This window comes from Mucilaginibacter glaciei (genome assembly GCF_014773245.1).
GTDB lineage: Bacteria > Bacteroidota > Bacteroidia > Sphingobacteriales > Sphingobacteriaceae > Mucilaginibacter > Mucilaginibacter glaciei.
Genome location: NZ_JACWMX010000001.1, coordinates 596427 through 621671 on the forward strand (window position 1 = coordinate 596427; position 25245 = coordinate 621671).

20 protein-coding genes are annotated in these 25245 nt (G+C 43.6%); 9 read left to right on the forward strand and 11 right to left on the reverse strand.

The features are described 5' to 3' along the window. Window positions 1-31: 31 nt before the first annotated feature. Window positions 32-2491, forward strand: a complete 2460-nt coding sequence (locus IDJ76_RS02760) for a bifunctional UDP-N-acetylmuramoyl-tripeptide:D-alanyl-D-alanine ligase/alanine racemase (protein WP_224746162.1) — start codon at window positions 32-34, stop codon at window positions 2489-2491. Window positions 2492-2493: 2 nt separating this feature from the next. After that, on the forward strand, window positions 2494-3090 hold the full coding sequence (locus IDJ76_RS02765; RefSeq protein ID WP_191160484.1) for a DUF502 domain-containing protein: 597 nt from the start codon (window positions 2494-2496) through the stop codon (window positions 3088-3090). Here the strand turns inward: IDJ76_RS02765 and IDJ76_RS02770 are convergent. Together IDJ76_RS02770 and IDJ76_RS02775 are read right to left on the reverse strand one after the other, a co-directional pair. Then, window positions 3074-4324, reverse strand: coding sequence for a TCR/Tet family MFS transporter (locus tag IDJ76_RS02770; RefSeq protein ID WP_191160486.1), 1251 nt, complete (start codon window positions 4322-4324; stop codon window positions 3074-3076). The genes IDJ76_RS02765 and IDJ76_RS02770 overlap by 17 nt on opposite strands. A 54-nt stretch (window positions 4325-4378) precedes the next feature. Continuing rightward, window positions 4379-5605, reverse strand: a complete 1227-nt coding sequence (locus IDJ76_RS02775; protein WP_191160488.1) for a TCR/Tet family MFS transporter — start codon at window positions 5603-5605, stop codon at window positions 4379-4381. A 106-nt stretch (window positions 5606-5711) separates the two neighbouring features. Here IDJ76_RS02775 and IDJ76_RS02780 point away from each other — a divergent pair, with 106 nt between their 5' ends. Next, a complete protein-coding gene (locus tag IDJ76_RS02780; protein ID WP_191160490.1) occupies window positions 5712-7661 on the forward strand; it encodes a TlpA disulfide reductase family protein in 1950 nt (649 codons plus the stop codon). A 73-nt stretch (window positions 7662-7734) separates the two neighbouring features. Here IDJ76_RS02780 and IDJ76_RS02785 read toward each other — a convergent pair whose 3' ends face one another. Both IDJ76_RS02785 and IDJ76_RS02790 read right to left on the reverse strand, forming a co-directional pair. Beyond that, window positions 7735-8442, reverse strand: coding sequence for an LOG family protein (locus tag IDJ76_RS02785; RefSeq protein WP_191160492.1), 708 nt, complete (start codon window positions 8440-8442; stop codon window positions 7735-7737). A gap of 108 nt (window positions 8443-8550) precedes the next feature. After that, window positions 8551-10059, reverse strand: a complete 1509-nt coding sequence (locus IDJ76_RS02790; RefSeq protein ID WP_191160494.1) for a sodium:solute symporter — start codon at window positions 10057-10059, stop codon at window positions 8551-8553. 311 nt (window positions 10060-10370) lie between these two features. Here IDJ76_RS02790 and trpA point away from each other — a divergent pair, with 311 nt between their 5' ends. Next, window positions 10371-11162, forward strand: a complete 792-nt coding sequence (gene trpA / locus IDJ76_RS02795; protein WP_191160496.1) for a tryptophan synthase subunit alpha — start codon at window positions 10371-10373, stop codon at window positions 11160-11162. Here the strand turns inward: trpA and nhaA are convergent. The 4 genes from nhaA to sucC form a co-directional block, all read right to left on the reverse strand. Continuing rightward, window positions 11152-12294, reverse strand: a complete 1143-nt coding sequence (gene nhaA / locus IDJ76_RS02800; RefSeq protein WP_224746163.1) for a Na+/H+ antiporter NhaA — start codon at window positions 12292-12294, stop codon at window positions 11152-11154. The genes trpA and nhaA overlap by 11 nt on opposite strands. A 35-nt stretch (window positions 12295-12329) precedes the next feature. Continuing rightward, entirely contained in the window at window positions 12330-12950 is a 621-nt protein-coding gene (locus tag IDJ76_RS02805) for an L-threonylcarbamoyladenylate synthase (RefSeq protein WP_191160498.1), read from the reverse strand. A gap of 179 nt (window positions 12951-13129) precedes the next feature. After that, complete coding sequence (locus tag IDJ76_RS02810) at window positions 13130-13663, reverse strand: YceI family protein (RefSeq protein WP_191160500.1); 534 nt, start codon at window positions 13661-13663, stop codon at window positions 13130-13132. A 181-nt stretch (window positions 13664-13844) separates the two neighbouring features. Continuing rightward, on the reverse strand, window positions 13845-15080 hold the full coding sequence (sucC, locus tag IDJ76_RS02815; RefSeq protein WP_394367919.1) for an ADP-forming succinate--CoA ligase subunit beta: 1236 nt from the start codon (window positions 15078-15080) through the stop codon (window positions 13845-13847). A 145-nt stretch (window positions 15081-15225) separates the two neighbouring features. Here sucC and IDJ76_RS02820 point away from each other — a divergent pair, with 145 nt between their 5' ends. From IDJ76_RS02820 to IDJ76_RS02835, 4 genes are read left to right on the forward strand one after another with little or no spacing between them, the layout of a single operon-like run. After that, the gene (locus IDJ76_RS02820) at window positions 15226-15885 is read left to right on the forward strand and encodes an ABC transporter ATP-binding protein (protein WP_191160504.1); all 660 of its coding nucleotides are present in this window, start codon (window positions 15226-15228) and stop codon (window positions 15883-15885) included. Then, entirely contained in the window at window positions 15886-16188 is a 303-nt protein-coding gene (locus IDJ76_RS02825) for a hypothetical protein (protein ID WP_191160506.1), read from the forward strand. It abuts the gene before it with no gap. Further along, a complete protein-coding gene (locus IDJ76_RS02830) occupies window positions 16169-16789 on the forward strand; it encodes an HAD family hydrolase (protein WP_191160508.1) in 621 nt (206 codons plus the stop codon). The genes IDJ76_RS02825 and IDJ76_RS02830 overlap by 20 nt, the downstream gene beginning before the upstream one ends. Before the next feature lie 42 nt (window positions 16790-16831). Then, complete coding sequence (locus tag IDJ76_RS02835; protein ID WP_191160510.1) at window positions 16832-18430, forward strand: S41 family peptidase; 1599 nt, start codon at window positions 16832-16834, stop codon at window positions 18428-18430. Window positions 18431-18482: 52 nt separating this feature from the next. Here the strand turns inward: IDJ76_RS02835 and smc are convergent, their stop codons facing one another. Both smc and IDJ76_RS02845 read right to left on the reverse strand, forming a co-directional pair. Further along, a complete protein-coding gene (gene smc, locus IDJ76_RS02840; RefSeq protein ID WP_191160512.1) occupies window positions 18483-22019 on the reverse strand; it encodes a chromosome segregation protein SMC in 3537 nt (1178 codons plus the stop codon). A gap of 59 nt (window positions 22020-22078) precedes the next feature. Further along, a complete protein-coding gene (locus IDJ76_RS02845; RefSeq protein ID WP_191160514.1) occupies window positions 22079-22864 on the reverse strand; it encodes a PhzF family phenazine biosynthesis protein in 786 nt (261 codons plus the stop codon). Window positions 22865-22985: 121 nt separating this feature from the next. Here IDJ76_RS02845 and IDJ76_RS02850 point away from each other — a divergent pair, with 121 nt between their 5' ends. Next, window positions 22986-24452, forward strand: coding sequence for a M28 family peptidase (locus IDJ76_RS02850; protein ID WP_191160516.1), 1467 nt, complete (start codon window positions 22986-22988; stop codon window positions 24450-24452). Here IDJ76_RS02850 and IDJ76_RS02855 read toward each other — a convergent pair whose 3' ends face one another. After that, window positions 24453-25112, reverse strand: a complete 660-nt coding sequence (locus IDJ76_RS02855) for an ATP-binding cassette domain-containing protein (protein WP_191160518.1) — start codon at window positions 25110-25112, stop codon at window positions 24453-24455. It abuts the gene before it with no gap. Between the last annotated feature and the right edge of the window lie 133 nt (window positions 25113-25245).

The window sequence follows — 25245 nt, forward strand, 5'->3', positions numbered from 1 at the left end:
CAATTAGCAGAAATATAAGCAAATTCGTATTATGCAATCTACCTATACCATAAATGATGTAAAGCGGGTGATCGATGCTGTTGGTGATGTGGCTGCAAATACCACCGTTAGCATCCTGGTTACGGATAGCCGGCGGATCATTAATCCGGCTGCATCCTTGTTTTTTGCATTGAATAACCGGCGCGACGGCCACCAGTTCATCGTTGATGCTTACGCAGCGGGTATCCGCAATTTTGTAGTGAGCCATCAACCGGACACGATCATGCCCGATGCTAACTTCCTGGTGGTTGATAATGTACTCGCTGCTTTGCAGGCTTTATCGGCGCATCACCGCAATCAGTTTAACATCCCGGTGATCGGTATTACGGGCAGCAATGGTAAAACCATTGTTAAAGAGTGGCTTTACCAGTTGATGTGCCCCGAAAATAACATTGTACGTAACCCAAAAAGTTATAATTCGCAAATTGGCGTGCCTATTTCAGTTTGGCAAATGAATGACACCCACACGCTCGGTATTTTCGAGGCAGGTATCTCTGTTCCTGATGAAATGGAAAAACTGGAAACTATCGTACAACCAACTATAGGGATATTAACACATATTGGCACCGCCCATGATGAAGGTTTCGAAGGCCGCGAACAAAAGATCGACGAAAAGCTAAAGCTGTTTAAAAATTGCAAACAAATCATATACAACTACGACCAGCTTAAAGACCATGCAGAGGAACTGAAAAGCCACGAATGCTTTACGTGGAGCCGCAAGTTTAACCTGGCCGATCTGTATGTGTTCAGCGAGACGACCATCTCAGGTAAGTATTATTTGCGTGCCGTTTATAACCAAAAGGAAATAGAATGCCTGATCCCATTTAGGGACGGGGCTTCTGTCGAAAACGCCATCGTATGTTGGGCAACCATGCTGGCCATGGGTTACAGCGCCGCTGATGCCGACGATAGGATAGAGCGGCTCACCGCCGTGAGTATGCGGTTGGAATTAAAAACAGGTATCAACGATTGCTCGGTGATCGACGACTCTTACAACTCGGATATCCAATCGTTAGAGATCGCGCTGAATTTTCTTGATCAACAGAATCAGCACCATAAAAAAACCTTGATCCTGTCGGATATTTATCAGTCGGGTTTAGAAGAGGAAGCGCTTTACAAGCAGGTCGCGCAAATGATCAAAGATAAGCAGGTAGAGAGATTTATCGGCGTAGGCGCGGCTTTGCAGGCAAACAAAGCTTACTTCGATTTGCCTGAGATCCACTTTTATGATGATACGGCAGCTCTGATAAAAGACTTGGGGAAACTGCATTTACACCAGGAAACTATCCTGATCAAAGGCTCCCGTAGTTTTGAATTTGAAAAGGTAAGCAGGGCGCTGGTACAGAAAGCGCACGAAACGGTGATGGAAATTAACCTCAACACCCTTTTAAGTAACCTCAACTATTATAAAGCGAGGCTTAATCCCGGTGTTAAGCTGATGGCGATGGTAAAGGCTTTCTCGTACGGGAGCGGTAGTTTTGAGGTAGCTAATATCCTGCAATATAATAAAGTAGACTACCTCGCGGTGGCTTATACAGATGAGGGTATCGAACTCCGGGAATCGGGTATCAGCTTACCTATTATGGTTTTAAACCCCGAGCCATTGGCTTACGATAAATTGATATACAATAAGTTAGAACCAGTTATATATAGTTTTAATTTACTGGATGAATTTGTAAAATTTGCTCAGGAAAATGATATTGCCGAGTACCCGGTACATATCAAAATAGATAGCGGTATGCATCGGGTGGGCTTCGAAGACTTTGAAGTAGAAGCGCTTTGTGATCTGTTGGCGGTAAACAATTATATGCGTGTGCAATCTGTTTATTCGCACCTGGCGGCAAGCGATGCAGAGCAGCATGACTTGTTTACGTTGAAGCAGATCGGCATTTTTGAAAAGGCCTGTGCCCAAATAGAAGATACCCTTGGCTACTACGTTATCAAACATGTTAGTAATACATCGGGCATCGTTAGGTGGCCAAATGCCCAGTACGATATGGTACGTTTAGGCATCGGTTTATACGGGGTAGATGCGGCGGTTTCGCCGGATGATACCAGTCTGCGGCCTATCGCAACGCTTAAAACCACCGTATCGCAGGTTAAAAAGGTTTTGGCATCAGAAACAATTGGTTATAATCGCAATGGCAGCCTCAAAACCGATGGGCAAATTGCTACAGTACGCATAGGCTATGCTGATGGTTACCGCCGAGCCTTTGGCAATGGCGTAGGTAAAATGCTGGTAAATGGTGTGCTGGTACCCACAGTGGGCAATGTATCTATGGATATGTGCATGCTTGACGTGAGCGCTGCCGAAGTAAAGGAGGGCGACGAAGTAATTGTATTTAACGACCAGTTGCGGATAGAGGAACTGGCACAGCAAATAGGTACCATCCCATATGAAATATTAACAAATGTTTCGGAGCGGGTTAAAAGAGTGTACTTTTACGAATAGAAATGAAAAGGTTATTCCGCGCGCTGCTTAATTATTTTATTAAAGGGATGCTGGTGGTGGTGCCATTGGGTGCTGCTTTCTTCCTTATCTTTTGGGCCGTATCGAGTATAGATAACGCGCTGAACATCAGCGATTTTTTTTTGGTTAATCCAACTACCGGTAAACCTATGCACATTCCCGGTTTGGGCATAGTGAATGTAATTGTGATCATCCTGATATCGGGTATTTTAGTTACCAGCGTAATTACCGACCCGATAAAAGGTTGGTTTCACCGCTGGCTTAACCGGCTGCCGATCTTTAAATTCCTCTACTCATCCATCAAAGATTTGACGGAAGCTTTCGTGGGGGATGAGAAAAAATTCAACGAGCCGGTGATTGTTGAGGTAAATGAATTCGGACTGAAAAAAATTGGCTTCCTGGTACAAAAGGATATGAAAGCCATCGGTTTACCCGTCGATGTTGCCGTGTATTTTCCGTATTCCTATTCGTTTGCGGGGCAGGTAGTTATCGTATCTGCCGACAAAGTGAAATCAATCGATATTACTGCCGCCGAGGCCATGAAGTTTGTTATCTCCGGCGGGGTTAGTGGGTTGGAATAAGCTTTGGCGGTTCCTTTTTCTTAAAGCTGCGGATTGTCAGCGCAATACTTATCATCATCAAAATAGCACCCATTAAAAATGGCGCACCCGGGAAATAGACCGGGCTTTCTTTTGATGTGGTAAAGTGATGGAATAAGGTAGTCATAATCAACGGGCCGATTATGGTCGTAACACTTACCAAACTTGTTAAAGCACCTTGCAGTTCTCCTTGCTCTTTAGGGCTCACATGTTCGGATATAAAGCCCTGCATCGCCGTACCGCCAATGCCGCCTAAACAATAGGGGATCATAAACGCATACATTAGCCAACCGGTGTTGTTAAAAGCGATCAATATAAGGCCTATGCCGTAAAAGGCGATGCCTGCCATGATGTTTTTCCGCAGCCCGAATTTAGGGATGGTCCAGCGTACAAAAAAGCCCTGGATACCCACAATAAGTAAACCCAGGAACATTCCTAAAGCGCTGATGCTCGAGCCCGTCCACTTAAATTTTTCTATCAGGTAAAAGGGCAAGGTACTCTCTACAGCTTTCTGGCCAATATAAACAATGGTATATGCTGTTATCAGTGTACTTACCGCTGTCGAGTACTTCCGTAAACGTAATAGAGAACCTACCGGATTAGAACGTTTCCAATCAAAGCGGCGGCGGTTTTTCATATCCAGCGATTCGGGCAGGATAAAGAAGCCATATATCGCGTTTATAAATGCAAGTCCTGCTGCAACTATAAAGGGTAATTTGATATAGATATCGCCTAAGAATCCACCCATTCCGATACCTAAAATAAAACCCAAGCCTGTTGCGGCACCTATTAACCCAAAGTTAGCGGCGCGCTTGTCGCCACTGCTTACGTCGGAAATGTAAGCGGTAGCAGTTGTGGTGCTGGCCCCGGCTATACCTGCAATAAAACGTCCTACAAATAGCCATAAAATGGTTGGGGCAAAGGCCATGAACATATAGTCGATACCGAATCCCAAGAGAGAAAAAAGAAGGATAGGCCGCCTACCATACCGGTCGCTAAGGTTACCTAAAACCGGCGAGAACAGGAATTGCATGGTAGCGTAGGTAAAAGTAAGATAGCCGCTGTACTGGCTCGCCATGCTGATATCCACATGGGCCAACTGCTCTAATAATTTAGGTATGATAGGAATAATGATTCCCAAACCAAGCGTATCAATAAAAACTGTAACAAAAATAAAGCCTAACGCCGCCTTGCCGTGCTGTTTGGGTTGATCCATATAGTGTAATTAGCATCCATGCGGTATATTATACAGATGCTTGTAATAATAGTTTTAAGCCGCTTGTTTTTTAAAACTTCGTACGGCCAATATTGCACCTATCAGCATCAATGTGGCGGCTACAAAATAGGGGGCGCCCGGTAATAAAAAAGGAGCCTTGGGGCTGGTGAAATAATAGAAGGTATAAGTCATGAACCAGGGGCCGAAAATTGAGCTAAGGCTCATCAAGCTCGTCAGTCCGCCTTGTAACTCGCCCTGTTCATTTTTGGGAACTTCGTTACTCATTACACCTTGTAAGGCAGGGCCACAGATGCCACCTAAAGCATAGGGCACCATAAAAGCAAACATCATCCACCCCTGGCTGGCCAGCCCAAATAACAGCATCCCCACTGCGTAAAATAGCAAACCTACCCATATACTACGTTGCTGCCCTAATTTAGGTATCACTACCCTGATTAGTCCGCCCTGAACAATCGCTATAGTCAAACCAATAAAGCCCAGGGAATAGCCCACAACATCTTCGCTCCATTTGAATTTCTCCATCGTATAAAACGTCCATACGCTTTGTACCGCGTGTGCGGCAAAGTAAACGATGAACAGGCAAACCGCCAGCCCGATAACCTGCGGGTATTTCTTTAATTGCATTAAGCTTCCTAATGGGTTAGCGCGTTTCCAGTCGAAATCGCGGCGGTGTTCTTTATCTAAAGATTCGGGCAGGATAAAGAAGCCGTAGGCTGCGTTTAAAAGCGCCAATGCGGCTGCGGCGTAAAAAGGGTAGTGGGTATCATATTTGCCTAATATGCCGCCTATTACCGGCCCTATAATGAAGCCCAGACCGAAGGCTACACCAATCATCCCAAAATTTTGCGCGCGTTTTTCGGGTTCGCTTACATCAGCGATGTAGGCAGATGCGGTAGTAAAACTTGCGCCGGTGATGCCTGCTATTACGCGGCCTAAAAACAACCAGCCAATGGTGGGCGCAAAAGCAAGGAAAAGATAATCGATCCCAAAACCTAATAACGAAAATAATAGAACCGGCCTGCGGCCGTATTTATCGCTCAGGTTGCCAATAACCGGCGAAAACAGGAATTGCATTACCGCGTAAGCTACAAGCAGTAAACCCGAATAACGGGATGCCTCGCTGATGTTACCATGGATCAGCTTTTCGATCAGTTTCGGAAAAACCGGGATAATGATAGCTAAACCTATTACATCAATTAACAAGGTCACAAAAATGAAGCTTAAGGCAGCCTTCTTTTTAGGTTGGGTTAGGGTGTCCATTAGCGTAAATAAACAATTAAATTTTTTAATATTCAGGCAAATTCACAAAATAATATCTGGTTAATTAAAAAATATATTCTTAAATTGACTAAAAATTTAGTTCACCATGAAAACACTTAAACTTATCTTAGCGATGCCGTGTGTGTTGCTAATGCAAAACTCCTTTGCACAATCTACAGAACCACTCAAACTGTCAAGCACAATGCCTGCACCGGGCGAGAAGGTCACATTTACCTACGATCCGTCGAATACGGTTTTGGCAGGTAAAAAGCCGGAAGCAATCGTATATTTTTTGGATAATAAGCTTTACCCGGCGGCGGACATTAATCTGAAGGGTGACGGCAAAGCGCTAAAAGGCGAGTTTACCCTTCCGGCAACCACAAAGGCATTTGTTGTAAAGTTTAGCGAGGGCGAAAACGTTGACGATAACGACGGTAAAGGCTATATGTACACAGTATACAAAGATAAGAAACCGGTGCCGGGCGCTTACGCTACCGAAGCTTATTTAATAAGCTCAGGTATGGGTAACTATATTGCTAAAATTAAAGCCGATAAGCCGTTAACTGCCGACCTTTATAAAAAAGAGTTTGCCATGTACCCTGCAAGCGAAAAGGAATTTCAAAGTAATTACTACTTTTTTCTGAACGACCCTAAAAATGCAGAAAGTATGGCTTTGTTAAATCAGAAGATAGCCATGCTGGAGAAAAGCAATAAAGAAGAAGACCTGGTATTGGCCAATAACTTGTTAGCACGTGGTAAAAATAAAGCGCATGTAGATTCATTGACCGCAGTGATCAAATCTAAATACCCTAACGGATTGCTGGCAAGATCAGAAATGATGACCGAGTTTTATAAGCAGGCAGATCCCAATAAAAAAGATTCTGTTCTGAAAATTTATCTGGCTAAATATCCTGATACTACTGCAAAGAAAACGGTAGAGAACGGGATGCGCTTACAAGTGGCCGGTGCCTATTTAAATAAGGGTATGCTCCCTCAATATGAACAACAGGCGGCAATGTTGACAGACAAAACCAACCTCTCATCATATCTAAACAGCGTTGCCTGGAAATGGGCAGAAAAAGGAGAACGTTTGCCGGAAGCAGAACGTTTATCAAAACAGTCATTGGTTTTAGTGCAAACGCAGATAGACAATCCTGCTTCTGGCAGCTTGTTTTTAAGCACCCCGGCTAAAGCCAAAAAAGCTGCACAATCAACCTATGATATGTTTGCTGATACTTATGCGTTCATCCTTTTTAAAGAAGGTAAGTTTGCGGAAGCTGTTGTCGTACAAAAACCTGTTTACGAACACAATGTAAATGCTGATGCCGACATCAATGAGCATTATGCTATGATGTTAAACGGAGCGGGTAAATATGCTGAAGCCATGAAGGTTGCAGAAAGTTCATTAAACGCCGGGAAATCTTCGCAAGGGTTAAAGGATGCTTTAGCCGTTGCTTACGTTAAAGTAAAAGGCAGCGATAAAGGATATGCCGAATACTTTGCTGCGTTAGATAACTCTGTCAAAGACAAATTGCGTGCAGAATTGACCAAAGAGATGATTAACAAACCTGCGCCGGCATTCGCATTAAAAGATATGGATGGTAAGTCGGTAAGCCTGGCCAGCCTAAAAGGTAAAACCGTTATAGTTGATTTCTGGGCAACATGGTGCGGCCCTTGCAAGGCATCTTTCCCCGGGATGCAAATGGCGGTTAACAAATATAAAAATGACCCTAACGTTAAATTCCTGTTTGTTGATACCTGGGAAAATGGCGACAACTACCTGCCGGGTGTTAAAAAGTTTATTGCTGATAACAAATACACTTTTAATGTGCTGATAGATGAGAAGGGTGATGATGGCAGGCAATCAAAGGTTGTAAGCTCTTTTGGTGTTGACGGCATCCCTACTAAATTCATTATTGATAAAGGGGGCAATATCCGCTTTAAACACGTTGGCTACAGCGGCTCTCCAGATAAGCTGGTGGATGAAATTACCAACATGATTGAAATGATCAACTCGGATGCTTCTCAAAAAGTATCTATGCTAATCAGAAAGTAAACCCCGGATCTGTGATAAAAAAAAGCCCTCCGGATCAACATCGGGAGGGCTTTTTTTTATAACGACCAAACGTTTAAAAATTCGGTTTCAATACATATTTATCATAGAAACGGAAGATATGCTCAACAGCTTCTTCTGCGGTATCAACCACGCGGTAAAGGTTTAGGTCGTCCGGGCTAATGTTGTGCTCTTCTTTCAGCATCCGGCTTTCTACCCATTCAAATAAACCCTTCCAGTAATCCACACCCACAAAAACAATTGGGAAACGGGCAATTTTACCGGTTTGGATCAGGGTGATGGCCTCAAAAGATTCGTCCATGGTGCCAAAGCCCCCAGGCAGGATTATAAACCCTTGCGAATATTTCATGAACATTACCTTGCGGATAAAGAAGTAATCAAACTCCAGGATCTTATCCCTGTCGATGTATTTGTTATGGAACTGCTCAAACGGCAATTCAATGTTTAAACCTACCGATTTACCACCAGCTTCGTAAGCACCTTTATTAGCAGCTTCCATTATACCCGGCCCACCGCCGGATATTACACCATAGCCACGTTCGGTTAGTAAACGTGCGCTATCTTCTGCCAGTTGGTAAAACTTGTTATCATTCTTGGTACGCGCCGACCCAAAGATGGATACGCAGGGGCCTATCTTAGCCAGTTTCTCGAAGCCATCAACAAATTCGGCCATTATTTTAAATATCTGCCAAGAGTCTGTTACCTTAATTTCCTGCCAGTCTTTGTTCTCAAATGCTTGTCTTATTTTATCTTCACCAGTCATGATTCTTTTTTTGTTCGGCAAACCCAAAATCGGGTTGGGTTTGTAAGTAAATAAATATTAAGCAATATTACAATATTGCCGTGTTAAAGTTTGGTAATTGGCTGTTAGTTATACGTAAACTTTTGGTGCTTCTGTTGTCGAGGTGGCATAAAGTTTCTTACTTGATGTAAGCCACAAGCCAATAAAGGTGATGAAACCGTTAAGAATGATGAGTTCGTTATCAAACACGTAGCCGCCCAGGTATTTTTTTGATTCGGTGCTTAGGAAGTAACAGATAGCCGGCGAGATCAAACAAATGAACGGCACCAGCTTATCATTAACCTGCCTTCTGCTTACAAACAAGCCAAAGCTATACAAACCTAACAGTGGGCCGTAGGTGTAAGATGCCACTTTAAAAATGGCCGTAACAACTGCATCATTATTGAGGGCATTGAACAGGATGATGGTCAGGAACATTAATCCCGAAAAGGCAATGTGTACGTAGTGGCGGACGTTCACCATTTTCTCGCTGTTCACATCCGCCCGTTTATTAAAGTTCAGAAAATCTACGCAGAAAGAGGTTGTCAAGGCTGTCAGTGCCGAATCTGTAGTGGCGAATGTTGCCGCCGTTAAGCCTAGCATAAACACCATGGCGGGTACAACGCCCAGATAGTTTAGGGCGATGGTAGGGTACAGGTAATCGGTTTTGGCAACGGTGATACCGTAACGCTGCGCATAAATATAAAGCAGGGCACCCACGCTTAAAAAGAAAATGTTGATGACCACAAATACTCCCGTAAAGCTGAACATGTTCTTTTGCGCTTCACGAATGTTCTTCAAGCTCAGGTTCTTCTGCATCAGGTCTTGGTCAAGGCCGGTCATACCGATGGTGATGAACATCCCGCCCAAAAACTGCTTGCTAAAGTGGAACTTGCTGCTCAGGAAATCATTAAAGAAAAATACTTTGGAATAGCTGCTCTCCTTGATCGCTTCGGCTGCCTGGAAAATACTCATATCCATGCTGCGGCAAATAAAATAGATGGAAAGAAATACGGATGATACCAGGAACAGCGTTTGCAGGCTATCGGTTATAATGATGGTTTTCAACCCGCCCTTGTAAGTGTACGACCAGATCAACACCAAACAAATCAGCACCGTGACGGCGAATGGTACATGATAGCTGTCAAAAATGAATTTCTGCAAAACGATCACCACCAAATACAAACGAAAGGCCGAGCCGATGGTACGGCTCAGTAAAAAGATAGCCGCCGCTGTTTTATAGCTCCAGGTACCCAGTGCGCCCTCTATATAGCTGTATATGGAAGTAAGTTTAAGGCGGTAATACAAAGGGAGTAACACGGTGGCTATGATCAGGAAGCCCGCCGCGTTACCCAATACGAATTGAAAGTAAGCAAACTGATCGCCGCTTGGGGCACCCACCTTGCCGGGTACCGATATAAAGGTTACGCCACTTAACGCGGTACCTATCATCCCGAAGGCTACCAGGTACCATTTGGAATTACGGTTGGCCACAAAGAAAGTTTCGTTATCTGACGATTTTTTGGAGGTGAGGTGCGATATCACCAGTAAAACCAAAAAATAACCGATTATAAAGGTGAGTAGTATGCCAGGTGCCATAATTTAAATTCAGGTGACGGATGCCCTAAAGTAGGTGTTTAGCTTTTATCAAGCAAATTAGCAGTCAGGTAACATAAGTTTGGGTTTACAAAAGTTTACATATTTCGAATAAAAAACGTGTTAAAATATTGTTAATCAGAATTTTATAAAAATAATGGGTTTACATAAAAAGATGCTTTTGAATGCTGCATTTACGGATCCTATTGAGCGTGGTTGCCTAATTTATTGGTTATACAATAAACATGGAAAAGACAGTAATTAACAATATTTTTGCAGTTACAAAGCAAGGGTAAACTGCTTAATGATACGACATGGCCAACATTACTGCTCCAACCAACCGACTGAACCAGCTTTTTAATACGAAGAAAGAAAACCTGTTATCGATATATTTTACAGCGGGCTATCCTAAATTGAATACAACGGTTGACATTGCCGAGGCCATTGAAAAAGCCGGTGCCGATTTTATTGAGGTAGGCTTCCCATATTCAGATCCGGTTGCCGACGGGCCCACCGTTCAACACAGTTCACAAACTGCATTAGATAACGGAATGACCCTGAACGTTTTATTTGAAGAATTGAAAACGTTACGGCAGCGGGTAACCATCCCCATTTTACTAATGGGCTATGTAAATGTGATTGTGCAGTACGGGGTAGAACGCTTTTGTAAACAGGCTGCGGCTGTGGGGGTTGATGGCGTTATTGTGCCCGACCTGCCCATGTACGAGTACGAAACGCTTTACCGCAACTATTTTGAAGATAACAAACTGAGCAACATTTTTTTGGTGACGCCACAAACATCAGAAGAACGCATCCGGAAGATAGATGGCTTGAGCAATAGTTTTATCTACCTGCTTTCGTCATCATCTATAACGGGGGGCAAATTGCAATTGACAGATAATATCGAAGATTATTATAAGCGCGTAAGGGCGATGGAACTGAAAAACCCAACCATTATTGGCTTTGGTATTTCAGACAGTAAGTCGTTCAGTAAAGCCTGCGAATATGCAAACGGCGCCATTGTAGGTAGCGCCTTCGTAAAGCTGCTGGCGCAGGATGATTATATGGACAAGATACCCGAATTTGTTAAGACTATCAGGCCTTAACCTTTATATTTTTAAGGATGAGGTAGCCTGCAAAGGCAGCGATTGACGATGCGATGAGGATAGTGAATTTTGCCTGGTTTTGAATTTCGGTACTGCCGAAAGAAAGCAGCGTTACAAATATTGACATGGTAAAGCCAATCCCAGCCAATTGTCCAATGCCCCAAACTTGTTTCCATTTTACCCGGTGCCCCAATTGCGATAGGCGCATATTAACCGCCAGCCAGCTAAACAAGGTTATACCAACCGGTTTACCTACTAAAAGCCCTACCAATATCCCTGCAGATAGGGCACTTACATGATTCCCGTCTTTAAGCCCTTCGCTTATATTGATAGCACTATTTGCCAACGCAAAAATAGGGATGATGAGGTAGTTAACAGGGTTCTCTAAACGGTGGATCAACGTTTTTAACGGGCTGTAATCTGCTTTAATTTTATATGGAATGGCCATAGCCGTTAGCACCCCGGCAACTGTAGCGTGGATACCGCTATTATGCACAAAATACCATAAAAATACACCGGGCACCAGGTAGGCCCATAATTGCCGCACACCTAACCGGTTTAGCAAGAGCTGCAACCCAAATGTTAAGCCCGCCATAAGTAAATATATGGAATGTAAGCCGGCCGAATAAAAAATAGCGATAACTACAATTGCCCCCAGATCATCTACAATAGCCAATGCTTTTATAAACACCTGCAGGGACAGCGGCACCTTTTTTTTGATCACATTGATAATGGCCACTACAAAGGCAATATCTGTAGCCATAGGTATGCCCCAGCCTTTAGCTGTTGGGGTGTTGTGGTTAATGATATAGTAAAATAAAGCAGGTATTACCATGCCGCCTACAGCTGCAAATACCGGTAAGGTTGCCGAACGCAGACTGGAAAGTTCGCCGTTCAGGGCTTCGTCTTTGATCTCTAAACCAACCAACAGAAAAAATATAGCCATTAAACCGTCATTGATCCACTCAATGGTAGGGTATGGGCCCAAATGATATTGTAGTGCCGCGTTGTAGGGCAAACTAAGGCTGCTATTGCCGATGATCAACGCTACAAAAATACAGGCAACCAATAAGTTACCCCCTGTGGCATTAGACCGGATAAATTCCTGAAATTGTTTAATTTGGTTGATCAACGCGATAGCGAATAGGTGCGCAGCAAAGATACTATTTATAAATATTCCGCCAGCTCTCCTTTACCTTCGCGGATGATGTCGAAGTCGCCGTTGGTGCAATCGACTACTGTTGAAGGTACATTGTCACCATAGCCACCGTCAATCACCAGGTCAACCAGGTCTTCATACTTCTCGTAGATCAGTTCGGGGTCGGTAGAGTATTCGATAATGTCGTCATCATCTTTGATAGAAGTTGAAAGGATAGGGTTGCCCAATACCTTTACAATTTCACGCGCGATATTGTTATCGGGCACACGGATACCTACAGTTTTTTTGTTGGAGCTTAACAGTTTAGGTACGGCGTGGCTGGCGTTAAAGATAAAGGTGAACGGCCCCGGCAATGCTTTCTTTAAAACCCGGAAGGTAGTATTGTCAATCGGCTTGATGTAATCTGATATATGGCTCAGATCGTAGCAGATAAAGGAGAAGTTAGCCTTCTCGGGTTTAATGTTCCTGATCTTGCAGATCCGCTCTATAGCTTTTTGGTTGGTGATATCGCAACCCAACCCATAAACCGTATCGGTAGGGTAAATGATGATGCCGCCTTTGCGCAGCACATCAGCTACTTGTTCAATAGCTTTTTCGTTAGGATTTTCGGGGTAGATTCGTATTAGCATGGTGTTTATATTTCGGATTTCAGATATTTGATTTCAGATTTATTTTTCGAAACAACCTCTAAATTTCCGCGAATATTTTAAATACAAAAATGCCGAATAATTGTTATATCCGGCATTTAATTAAATATTAGGGTATATTATCAAAAATCCGAAATCGAAATTTCGAATTTCGAAATTACTTACGCTTGTTTTGCGAATTGTACGTTAATGCTTAGTTTAATATCTGAACCTAACACTACCGAACCTGCTTCGGTTACGCCATCCCATACCAAGCCAAAATCTTTACGGTTTATTTTGCCAGTAACTTCAAAGCCAGCTTTGGTGTTACCATAAAAATCGCCTGCTACGCCACCGTGTTCTACATCAAGGGTTACGGGTTTAGTAACATCTTTGATGGTCAGGTCGCCGTTTAATTTGTAATCGTCACCATCTTTAGTAAAAGAGGTTGATTTGAAAGTTATCTTTGGATAAGTTTCTGCATCAAAAAATTCAGCAGATTTCAAGTGACTGTCGCGTGCCTCCTGGTTAGTGTCAATGCTGTTTACATCTAATGAAAACTCGATCTCGGCATTGTTAAAATCTTCACTGTCTGTTGTTAATGAGCCTTCAAATGTTTTGAAAAAGCCTGTTACAGTTGATATTACCAGGTGCTTTACCTTGAATTGAACTTCTGAGTGGGTAGGGTCTAAAACCCATTTAGTTAATGTTGCCATAGTGTTTTATGTTTTGTTGATGCAAAGGTAAATATTAAATGTTTAAACATCTATTTTTGATTATGATGTTTACAATTAAACTACAATATGTTTTTCAGAACAGGGGATAGGGTAAATAGGTTTGTCAAATAACCACAAAAAAAGGGGCACGAGGCCCCTTCTTAGTATTATGTTTAGGTTACTAAAGTGCTAACACATCTTTAACACGGTCGGCAGCCTCTTTCAATAAGATTGCTGAGTAAACTTTTAAACCAGAGTTATCTATCAGTTCTTTAGCTTCAGCAGCGTTTGTACCTTGTAAACGAACGATGATAGGAACCGGGATATTGCCAATTTCATGATAGGCATCAATAACGCCTTGTGCAACACGGTCGCAACGTACAATACCACCAAAGATATTGATTAGGATAGCTTTTACATTTGGATCTGAAAGGATGATGTTAAAACCAGCCTTTACAGTTTGGGCATTAGCCGTACCGCCAACATCTAAAAAGTTAGCAGGCTCGCCACCGGCTATTTTAATAATATCCATAGTAGCCATAGCTAAACCAGCACCATTAACCATACAGCCAACGTTACCGTCAAGCTTTACATAGTTAAGGTTTGATTTGCCCGCTTCAACCTCGGTAGGGTCTTCTTCGGCCGTATCGCGCATTGCTGCGTAATCCGGGTGGCGGTATAAGGCGTTGTCATCTATATTTACCTTAGCATCAACCGCTAAAATTTTGTTATCAGAGGTTTTTAAAACCGGGTTAATTTCAAATTGAGAAGAATCGGTAGCATCGTAGGCTTTATACAAAGCAGTAATGAATTTAACCATTTCCTTTAAAGCTTCACCCGATAAACCCAGGTTAAAGGCAATTTTACGTGCCTGGAAAGCCTGCAGGCCAACCTTAGGGTCAATTTCTTCTCTATGGATCAATTCCGGCGTTGAGTGCGCGACTTCTTCAATGTCCATACCGCCTTCGGTAGAGTACATGATGATGTTACGGCCTGCTGCACGGTCAAGCAATACGCTTACATAAAACTCTTTCACTTCGCTTTCGCCGGGGTAGTAAACATCTTGTGCTACCAACACTTTGCTCACAAGTTTACCCTCGGGGCCGGTTTGCGGGGTTACCAATTGCATACCTAATATCTGGCCTGCAATATCCTTAACCTGTTCAGCATTTTTTGCCAGTTTAACACCACCGCCTTTACCGCGGCCACCTGCGTGTATCTGTGCTTTTATAACTGTCCAGTCCGACCCAAAGTCTTCCTTCATTTTTTGAGCAGCAGCAACAGCCTCTTCAGGTGTATCTGCAACTATGCCTTCCTGTACTCTAACGCCAAAGCTTTTTAATATCGCTTTGCCCTGATATTCGTGAATGTTCATGTTGTTTGAAGAATTTGCGGTAAAGCTACTATTTTGTTTAATAACTTGTAAGTTGATTTGTTGTAAATGTTACAAGAGTTAAAAATAACTTTATTTACAGTAAACACGACCGTAAGTAAACGAACCTTAAATCTGTTAAAACCTTTGTAACATTATAACCTTTACAACCAATAAACTAAATTCGCCCATGCTTAAAGCGCAATCAATAAATAAATCTTACGGAGAACTCCGTATATTAAAGGGGGTCGATCTGGAGGTCAAGAAGGGCGAGATCGTTACGATAGTGGGAGCATCAGGCGCCGGTAAAAGTTCACTGCTAAATATCCTGGGTACATTGGACAATGCCGATTCGGGGCAAATATTTATTGATGACGTCGAGGTAAGTAAGCTTAACAATAAAAATTTAAGCGCGTTTCGAAATCAAAAAATTGGTTTTATTTTTCAATTTCACCATTTGCTGGTGGAGTTTAATGCGATCGAAAATGTCTGTATGCCGGCTTTTATTGCTGGTATACCTAAAGCCGAGGCAGAAAAACGCGCCAAAGAACTATTGGAAATGCTGGGCTTAGGGCACCGCATTACGCACAAACCGGCGCAGTTATCCGGCGGCGAGCAGCAGCGCGTGGCGGTAGCAAGGGCCCTAATCAATAACCCGGCACTGATATTTGCTGATGAACCTTCCGGGAACCTTGATTCTGTAAACGCTTTAGAATTGCACGAGTTATTTATAAAGTTGCGTAAAGATTTTGACCAGACCTTTGTAATTGTTACCCACAACGAAGATCTTGCAGCAATGGCCGACCGCACTATATTAATGAAAGATGGTAAAATTGTAGATAGCATATAATTGAAAATATTAATAACCTCGGCCACAGCTGCAGAAGCTCATAAACTCAAAGGAAAACTGATTAATAACGAAGTTTTGTTAGGCGACCATGCAGACCTGCCGGCATTTATGCGCAGTAACATTATCAAACTGCCCAACCCCGCAACAGATACCTATGCGCATGAAATGCTGACCCTGAGCCTGGATATGGAGATAGAAGCTTTGTACCTTTTGCAAGGCCAGGAATTGGAGATACTGCTTAGATCGGAAGTTTTATTTAACGAGTACCATATTAATATCATTGATGGCCGGAATTACCTATAACGATATCGACCCGAGTAAAAAGGCTTTTATATTCGAGCTTGACGATGTGCTATACCCTAAAAAGGACTACTATTACCAGGTATATTATTTGTTTGCCAATTTATTGGAGTACACTGAATTATCTGACGCGAAACAGACAACCGATTTAATGATTGCTACGTATAATGACAAAGGACCAATTGCTGTATTTAATGTAATTAAGCAAACGTTGGGTATTGATGAGAAACACCGGGCTAACCTGGAAAAACTGTTACTTACGACAAAGCTGCCCTTAAAATTGCTTTTGTATCAGAATATCCTTACCTTTTTGCAGGATGTTGTTTTAGACCGGAAAAAGCTTTTTATAGTAACCAACGGCGACCCGCTTATGCAGCTAAACAAGTTGAGGCAGGTAGAGTGGCATGGGTTAGAGGGTTATCTTATCTGTTATTTTGCAAATGAAACAAAGGCTAAACCCGAGACCGATGTTATTGAATTACTAATGAAAGACCACGGGTTGGAGAGAAGAGACCTGATGATGGTAGGGAATTCTGAAACTGACAGGGAATGTGCGGAAAATGCCGGTGTAGATTATAGTGAGGTAATTGATATAATACAATAATAAATATAGAAACTAACACGTTAACTGTCATATAATTAAACTATGCGAAAAATATTTTACGCTTCAATAATGCTTGCTGCGGCAGTCATATCTTCTTGCAAAAAAGAATCAGCAACCACCACCACCGCTGGTGGTACAGGCGGAACAGGCGGCACAACTATCACTCCATCGAAAACCGGTACCACGCTTGATCTGATGAAGGATTCGGTGTTTTTATACGCGCAGGAAGCTTATTACTGGTACGATGGTTTGCCAGATTATGCAACGTTTAATCCACGGGCTGTAACTGGCAGTACAGACATTGCAGCCCTTTCGGCAGAGGTTGATAAGATTTCTCAGTACAAAATAAACCCGGTAACAGGAAAACCTTATGAGTATTATGCCGCCGCCCCTGGTAGCGCTAAATACTCATTTATTGATGATGGTAGCGTATCAACCGCTTTAAACGGTATAAAAGGCGATTTTGGTTTTGCTCCTTTATATAACGATGTTAATGATTTGCGTATTAGGTATGTATACCCCGGGTCACCTGCAGATTTGGCTGGCATTAAACGTGGGTTTGTGATCACCAGCATTAATGGCCGTACCAATTTGGCATATGATGCCGGTAGCGGCGGTGCTGGTACTAACGTTAACTATGTTATCAACGCTTACTCAAACAGCAGTACCATAACATTGGGCTTAAAGAAACCTGATGGTACTACATTGACTGCCGATTTAAATGTAGCTACCTATACATTAAACCCCGTGTTAACTTATAAAACAATTGATGCCGGCAATAACCATAAAGTGGGCTACATTGTATTTAACAGCTTTAGCTCACCTGCTAATGCTAATGCTAAGTTGAATGAAGCTTTCAGCAGTTTTGCTTCCAATGGTGTTACAGACCTGGTTGTAGATTTACGTTATAACGGTGGTGGCTATGTATCTACCGCCGAGTATTTAAGTAACTTAATTGCGCCTGCGGCTAAGTCGGGTACGCCAATGTATTACACTTATTTTAACGATAAGCTGGCCAGCGGTAAAGCGTCGTTACTCAGGAACCAAGTGCGCAAGGATGCGGTTAACGGCACTTACAATTACGCGCAGTTTGATTATTCGGTTAACGGAAACGTGGTTAACTTCACGAAAACGAACATCCCCGTTACTTTAAATACGCTAACAAGGGTGTTCTTCATAGTGACCGGTTCAACCGCTTCGGCAAGTGAGCTTACAATTAATAACATAAGGGCGATATCAACATTAGATGTAAAATTAATAGGTACTACAAGCTACGGTAAGCCCGTAGGTTTCTTCGATATAGATATTAATAAATACCAGATGTATGTACCGGAGTTTGAAACTAAAAATGCAAACCAGCAAGGTGGTTACTATGCAGGTATGACACCGGCATCTGCAGATTATCCCGGTTACAGAGATTTTGACGATGTGACTAAAGACTTTGGTGACCCAACCGAAGGCTTATTAGCACGTGCTCTAACTTATGCCAAAACCGGAGCTTTCACATCAACTACGCCTGTAATACAAAGCACAGCACGCAAGTCTTTCTCTGTTGATGAGTCTAACGCGGCAGGCATAGCGCTCGATGGTAATAAATTCAATGGCATGATCTACAATAAGCCGTTTAAGCTGAAAAAGTAATTCTTTAATATAAAAATAGATTTGGGCGGATGATGAAAATCATCCGCTTTTTTTATTCTGCAAATTCGCGAAGGTCTACAGGTACAACACGCGATATTCCCTGCTCAACCATGGTTACACCGTAAACAATGTCTGTACAGGCTATGGTGCGTTTGTTATGCGATATGATAATGAACTGCGATTCTTTTGAGAATTTACGGATGATATTATTGAATTTGTCAATGTTAGTGTCATCCAGCGGGGCATCCACTTCATCAAAAATACAGAAGGGAGCGGGTTTTAAAAGGTATAGCGAGAATAGAATAGCCGTTGCCGTCAACGTCTTTTCACCGCCCGATAACTGGTTGATTGACAATGGCCGTTTTCCTTTCGGCCTGGCAATAATGTCTATATCAGATTCGAGCGGCCGTTCCGGGTCGGTCAGGATCAGATCACAAGAGTCCTGCTCATTGAAAAGTGACCGGAATACCTTGATGAAATTCTCCCGAACCAAAATAAAAGAATCCATAAATTTTTCGCGGGCGGTATCGTCTATTTCCTGTATGGTTGCCAGCAGCGAGGCTTTTGCTTCGGCAAGGTCCTTCTTTTGGGCCTGGATAAATTGGAGGCGTTCGCTCATTTCGGTGTAGGCTTCAACTGCCATCGGGTTTATGGCACCAAAATCATCCAGCTGGCGTTTCATCTTCTCCGTTTTATCGCGGATCTCGTCCTCGCTCTCTGCTGCGCTTTGTTCAACTTCCAGTAAATCATTGATATCCACATTAAACTCAACGGAAAGCCGCTCCTTCAAAGCGTTCAGCTCCAGTTTAAGATCATTACGTTCATCTTTCAGGGCGTTCTCAATTGCTTCGGCCTGATCCTTTTTTTGCCTTAATTTTGATACTTCGTTTTCGCTTTCAGTGATCCTGGTGCGCCAGGCGTAATATTCCTGTTCGGCATCGTGTGTGCCTTTCTCCAATGATTCCTTTTGCTCGTACATTTCTAACAGGCTTTCGTCGCTGTCGCCTGTTTGCTGCAGATTCTCCAATATCAAAGCTTTTACCTTTTCCAATTCTGCGCTATTTTGTTTTATGCGCATATCCAGGTGCTCCAATTGCGTTTCGCGGTAATCCAGATCTTTAACCAAACCCGATACTTTATTTTGCTGCTGATGGAAGCGGATATTCTCTTGGTTATAGGTGTTAGATTGTACCGTCACCATTTCGTTCAGTTCATTAAATGCATGCTGCTTATCCAGCATTAGTTCGCTTTGGATCTGTTTTTGGGCACGCAGTTCGGCCAGCAGGGGTCCAAGGTTTTGGATCTCCTGTCTGATACCGGTTATTTTATCAGCTATGTCCTTCTTGCGGTTAAGGCTGTTCTCAATAAAAGCCTGATATTGTTCTTGTTTAGTTTTAACGGTGATCAGCTCCGTATTCAGCTGGTTAAGTGCCTGTTGCTTTTGCCTCATCTCATCGGCCCTGGTAGCTGCCTTAAGTGCGGTTAAGGTACTTTGCAATTCTTCGCTGCGGCTTTTAAACCCGTTAATTCTATTTTCGGCCAGTTTGATCTCTTTGAGCAGGTTATCAAGATTTTTAGCGCGGCCGATCCGTTTACCTTCGAATAATCCAACCGACCCGCCGGCCATAGTGTGTTTAGATTTGTTGAATTTGCCGCTTTTGCCTATCACCACAACGTCTCCATTCAAGTTAGCAGCATTCAAATCCTGCTCGGCTTGATCATTTACCAGGTAAACATTTTTAAGCAAATGGATAACCAACGGTTTATAACGTTCTTCAACTTCCACAACAGATAAGGCATGGATAGCATCCTCAACATCGTGTGGTTGTACAGTTTCGGTCCCGTAGCTATTCAATATGAAAAACTGCGCCCTGCCTTTAGCCGAATTACTAAGTAGATTAATGGCCGCTACAGCCTCATCGTAACTATTTACTACGTAGTAGTTCATCAGCGGTTCCAGGTAGTTTTCTACAGCAACCCGGTATTCTTCCTTACAAAATAAAATATCGCTGAACAGCGTAACTGTTTTGGCCCAGTTGCTGTTCTTTTTCAAAAAACGGATCGACTCCGGGAAGCCCTCTAAGTTATCAACCAGGCTTTTGGTCAGGTTATATTCATTTTGCCGGGCATCCAGCTTACGGCCATCAGCAGCTATGTTATCCGTAACGGTTTTAAGTTCGTCTGTTGTGTCGCTTATCTGTTGCTGCAGCTTGCTTTCGGCAACAACTGCCATTTCGTACTCGCCTTTTAGGGTTTCAGTTCGGCCATCCAGTTCGGCCACTATCTTATTGAAGTGCGAGAGCTCGGCTTCTTTGCTGGTAGCATCCTCCATGTTTCGCTGGATTTCCTGCTCTAAAGCCTGCTGCTGTATGTTCAGGATGTCAATGTCTTTCTCGGCCTTATAAGCTTGGTTTTGGATTCGGTTGTTTACACTATTTAGCTCATTTAATTCGTTACGGGCCTCGCTTTGCGTTAGGCGCAAATCATCTACTGCCTCCTTCAATTCTGCAACACGCAGTGTGATAGCGTGCAAGTTCTCGTCTTCCTGTAGCTTCTCTTCACTCAACCGCTTAATATTGTACTGAACGTGTTTGAACTGGTTACCATCCTTTTCCAATTCATCTTTAAGGCGGGTTTCTTTATCCTGCTGGTTTTTTAACTGTTCGTTTTTAACTCGTTTTTCGCTCTCGTAAGCGCGAATCTTTGCCGTAAACTCGTTACTGGCCTTTTGCTGCGCGGCAAGGTTTTTTTCGCGGGTAATGCTATCCAGTTTTGATTGTTGTAACGAGGCCTCCAGCGTATCTATCTGTGTAGCAATACCTAACTTTTCTGTACGTTGTACCTGCTCTTTATCTTCAATTTCGGCAAGCGATTTACTAAAACCCGCTATACGGAATGACGCAAGGGAAATGCTTAAAACTTTATATTGATCGCGCAGGCGATAATACCGTTCGGTTTTTTTTGCCTGGTTTTCAAGGGTTTTCAGGTTCTTATCTATCTCGAAAAGCAGGTCTTCCACACGCTCCAGGTCGGCTTCTGTATCTTTAAGCTTATTAAAGGTTTGTTTCTTGCGCAGCTTGTATTTGGATATTCCCGATGCTTCTTCGAACAGGTTACGCCGCGAGCCTTCCTTATTGTTAATGATCTCATCGATCATCTTTAACTCGATAATGGCGTAGGAGTTAGCGCCGATGCCGGTATCTAAAAACAGGTCGGTAATGTCCTTTAAGCGGCATTGGACATCGTTGAGCAGGTACTCACTTTCGCCGCTGCGGTAAAGCCTGCGGGTAAGGGTAACCTGCGAAAAATCGGTAGGGAGCAGGTTTTTAGTATTATCAAAGGTTAACGATACCTGCGCCAGGTTAGCCGCTTTGCGGGTTTTGGCACCGTTAAAGATGATATTATCCATCTTCTCCGACCGCAAGGCCCTGGTGCTTTGCTCGCCCAAAACCCAGCGGATAGCATCTACCACGTTTGACTTACCACAACCGTTTGGGCCGGCAATAGCAGTAACACCCTCATTAAAATTGATGGTGATCTTATCGCCAAAGCTTTTAAAGCCCTTGATTTCTAATTGAGTAAGCTGCATTAATAAGGATAGTGCGTCGAAAAAATTAAGAGCTTTAAGGTAGGAATAAAATGTTAGATTTAAACGTAAATCTCTCCTTTTAAGTAAGTCACCGCTTTGCCTGCCATGCTTACGCGGTCGCCCTTTAGTTCGCACCATAGTTCGCCTTTGCGGGCGCTTACCTGGTAGGCGTGCAATAAGTTTTTACCCAGTTTGCCTGCCCAGTAGGGGATCAGGTTGCAATGTGCCGAGCCTGTAACAGGATCTTCGGCTACGCCTGCGGCAGGCGCAAAAAAGCGCGACACAAAATTAACATGCTTACCCGGAGCAGTTACGATAACGCCTAACGTATCAATTTTGGCTAAGGCCTGATGATCGGGCACCATTTGCAGCACTTCCTCTTCAGTTTCATAAACCAGCATATAATCGCGCGAGCGTAAAACTTCTTTTGGTTTAGCGCCACCTAAAGCGGCTATCAATCCTTCCGGTGCATCTGCTACGAACGGCGGGCGAGAAGGGAAGCCCATCGCGTATTTATCGCCTTCGCGCTTTACGGTTAAAGTGCCTGCTTTTACCGTATTGAAATAAATGGTATCTGCCGCATAACCTAATTCGGTAAATAAAATATGTGCCGATGCCAGCGTGGCATGGCCGCAAAGGTCTATCTCCAATTCGGGTGTAAACCAGCGTAACAGGTAGCCTTTCTCGTTCTTTACAAAAAAGGCGGTCTCGGCCAGGTTGTTCTCCATGGCTATTTTTTGCATCACAGCATCGGGCAGCCATTCGTTTAGCGGGCAAACAGCCGCAGGGTTGCCCCCAAATAATTGATCGGTAAAAGCATCAGCTTGGTAAATAGGGATAGTCATGTTTAGATGTGTTGATTGAGCTAAAGTAAATCTATCCGTTTATATATCGTTGATCAATATGCAAAAAAGAAGTGCAGATGCCGTGGAAAATCTAAATTGAAATAACTAAATTGGGCGTAGCATGAAAAGAACCCTTACCACTTTGCTTTTTGCCGCGTTGACCGGCACGCAGCTGTTTGCGCAAACCAAACCTATTAGCACGCCGCCTGCATTGTCGGCTATAAAAGATGCCGATATTAAACGCGATATTTTTGAATTGGCAGGCGATGGTTTTCGTGGCCGCAGGGCGGGCACGCCAGATGAGTTGCGCGCCGCCGCCTGGACAGCTCAACGCGCGCAGGAAGCCGGATTAAAACCTGCCGGCGACGACGGTACTTACTTTCAGTATTATAATCTGAAACGCACGCGCACCGCCGACCGCGGTACTTTTGCAATAAACGAACAACCACTTAAATTGTGGAGCGATGTTTTCCCAACGCAGCCCTTAGATACCCGGCTTGAAGGTAGCGTTGTTTGGTTAAATTCTATGGCCGATACGGCTGGCGCCATAGCAGGGAAAATAGTAGCCATGAAGATTGTAGCACCTAATCCACTTCCTGCCAAAGGGATGAGTTTATGGGGCTATCGGTATACGGCATTGGCGATAAGGCAGCAAAGTACCATTCTGCGCCGCAAGGGGGTTACAGCCATTATCATTGTTGCTGACGAAACGGTTGAGGGTTCACTGGCGTTTATCGGGCATAATTACCAGGAAGGCTTGTACCAGTTAGAAAGTGCGTTGCCGCCTGCTCAGCGCCCTGCTGCACCGGTAGTATTGGTAAAATCTAATTATGCTGCGCCATTACAGCAAGCCAACGCGAAAGTAAGATCAGATTTTGTGATGGAAACCTTCCTTTACCCATCGGTAAACGTGGTAGCTAAGGCTTCAGGTACGGATGCTGCGTTGCGTAATGAATACGTATTGTTCAGCGGCCACCATGATCATGACGGTGTAGGTTACCCCATAGCCGGCGACTCGATCTGGAACGGTGCCGACGATAATGCTTCGGTTACGGTGGGTATGCTGGCCATTGCGAGGGCATGGGTAGCCAAACCGGGCAAACGCTCTGCTTTATTTGTATGGCACGGGGCAGAGGAGCGTGGCTTGTTTGGTTCGCGCTATTATGCGGCGCACCCAACGGTTGATAAAAAATCGATAGTAACAGTATTAAATGCGGATATGATAGGCCGCAACGCGCCGGATTCGGCAGCGTTGCTGGGTACATTATCGCCGCATAAAAACTCAACCGCCTTAGTTGATATGGCAATGATGGCCAATAAACAGCTGACTAAGTTTACAGTTGATTTTTCGTGGGACGACGCCAAGCACCCCGAGGGCTGGTATTTCCGTAGCGACCACTTGCCCTACGCACAAGCGGGTATCCCGGCAATATTTTTTACTACGCTTTTACACCCCGATTACCATACTCCCAAGGATGAACCTGATAGAATTGATATAGCCAAGCTGGCTAAAATGGCCAAATGGATGTATTACACAGGTTGGATAGTATCGCAAACTGCTGCGCGGCCAGCGCTCGACGCAAAATAGTTACCTGTTCAAGTACCCGTAAGTGATTAATTCAGAGCGATCTGCAATAGGTTTGGTAGCGCCGTTTGTTATCATAATAATGCGGTCGCTTACATCCAGGATATTGTAATACTGATGATCGGTAACTATAATGCCTTTATGTCGCGCACAGGTTTTAATAATGGGCTTAAATTCATCGGCCTGGATGGGAGAGATGTGGGTGAAGGGCTCGTCAAGCAAAATGAAATCGGCACGGCTGTAAATGATCATCAGCATTTCCAGTTGGCGCAACTCGCCGCCCGATAGCTGATCAGGCTTTTTATGGCCGTGCTGCCGGTAAATATCCAACCCGCTAAATTCGGCCCATGATCGGTCGTCAACTAACATTTTGGCTAATTCGCTTATCCGTATATTTTTGGGCAGGTAGCTTTGTTGTGGCAGGTAAGCGATGTGGTTGTTGTGATAGCCTTTGTGAATGTATTGATCATCGATGCTGACGTATTTGTACGCGGCTTTTAACGTACCAAATATAATGCGCAACAAAGACGATTTACCACAACCGTTCCTGCCAAGTATACCTACAACTTCGCCTTGTGTACAATTCAGGGATACGTCCTGCAATATGCTGCGGCCATCAAATTCCAGCTGTACGCTATCAACCTTTAACGTTTGCGGCGGCATGGCAAATAAGTGTGAGTGGAATAATTAAAAGGAGAGAGGCTAAAGCATCTGCCAGGCAGCTGTATATAAACAATCGCCTGATCGTGACACCTGCGTTACGGTAATAAAAGTAAGTGTTCGATGCAGTATAATA

What these genes read in the sequence shown, in the direction of transcription:
- IDJ76_RS02850 (WP_191160516.1), top strand. Translation starts at nt 22,986, where the DNA reads ATGAAAAGAACCCTTACCACTTTGCTTTTTGCCGCGTTGACCGGCACG.
- IDJ76_RS02780 (WP_191160490.1), top strand. Translation starts at nt 5,712, where the DNA reads ATGAAAACACTTAAACTTATCTTAGCGATGCCGTGTGTGTTGCTAATG.
- IDJ76_RS02770 (WP_191160486.1), bottom strand. Translation starts at nt 4,324, where the DNA reads ATGGATCAACCCAAACAGCACGGCAAGGCGGCGTTAGGCTTTATTTTT.
- IDJ76_RS02790 (WP_191160494.1), bottom strand. Translation starts at nt 10,059, where the DNA reads ATGGCACCTGGCATACTACTCACCTTTATAATCGGTTATTTTTTGGTT.
- IDJ76_RS02785 (WP_191160492.1), bottom strand. Translation starts at nt 8,442, where the DNA reads ATGACTGGTGAAGATAAAATAAGACAAGCATTTGAGAACAAAGACTGG.
- IDJ76_RS02830 (WP_191160508.1), top strand. Translation starts at nt 16,169, where the DNA reads ATGGCCGGAATTACCTATAACGATATCGACCCGAGTAAAAAGGCTTTT.
- IDJ76_RS02805 (WP_191160498.1), bottom strand. Translation starts at nt 12,950, where the DNA reads ATGCTAATACGAATCTACCCCGAAAATCCTAACGAAAAAGCTATTGAA.
- IDJ76_RS02765 (WP_191160484.1), top strand. Translation starts at nt 2,494, where the DNA reads ATGAAAAGGTTATTCCGCGCGCTGCTTAATTATTTTATTAAAGGGATG.
- IDJ76_RS02775 (WP_191160488.1), bottom strand. Translation starts at nt 5,605, where the DNA reads ATGGACACCCTAACCCAACCTAAAAAGAAGGCTGCCTTAAGCTTCATT.
- IDJ76_RS02810 (WP_191160500.1), bottom strand. Translation starts at nt 13,663, where the DNA reads ATGGCAACATTAACTAAATGGGTTTTAGACCCTACCCACTCAGAAGTT.
- IDJ76_RS02820 (WP_191160504.1), top strand. Translation starts at nt 15,226, where the DNA reads ATGCTTAAAGCGCAATCAATAAATAAATCTTACGGAGAACTCCGTATA.
- trpA (WP_191160496.1), top strand. Translation starts at nt 10,371, where the DNA reads ATGGCCAACATTACTGCTCCAACCAACCGACTGAACCAGCTTTTTAAT.
- IDJ76_RS02835 (WP_191160510.1), top strand. Translation starts at nt 16,832, where the DNA reads ATGCGAAAAATATTTTACGCTTCAATAATGCTTGCTGCGGCAGTCATA.
- IDJ76_RS02760 (WP_224746162.1), top strand. Translation starts at nt 32, where the DNA reads ATGCAATCTACCTATACCATAAATGATGTAAAGCGGGTGATCGATGCT.
- IDJ76_RS02855 (WP_191160518.1), bottom strand. Translation starts at nt 25,112, where the DNA reads ATGCCGCCGCAAACGTTAAAGGTTGATAGCGTACAGCTGGAATTTGAT.
- smc (WP_191160512.1), bottom strand. Translation starts at nt 22,019, where the DNA reads ATGCAGCTTACTCAATTAGAAATCAAGGGCTTTAAAAGCTTTGGCGAT.
- IDJ76_RS02845 (WP_191160514.1), bottom strand. Translation starts at nt 22,864, where the DNA reads ATGACTATCCCTATTTACCAAGCTGATGCTTTTACCGATCAATTATTT.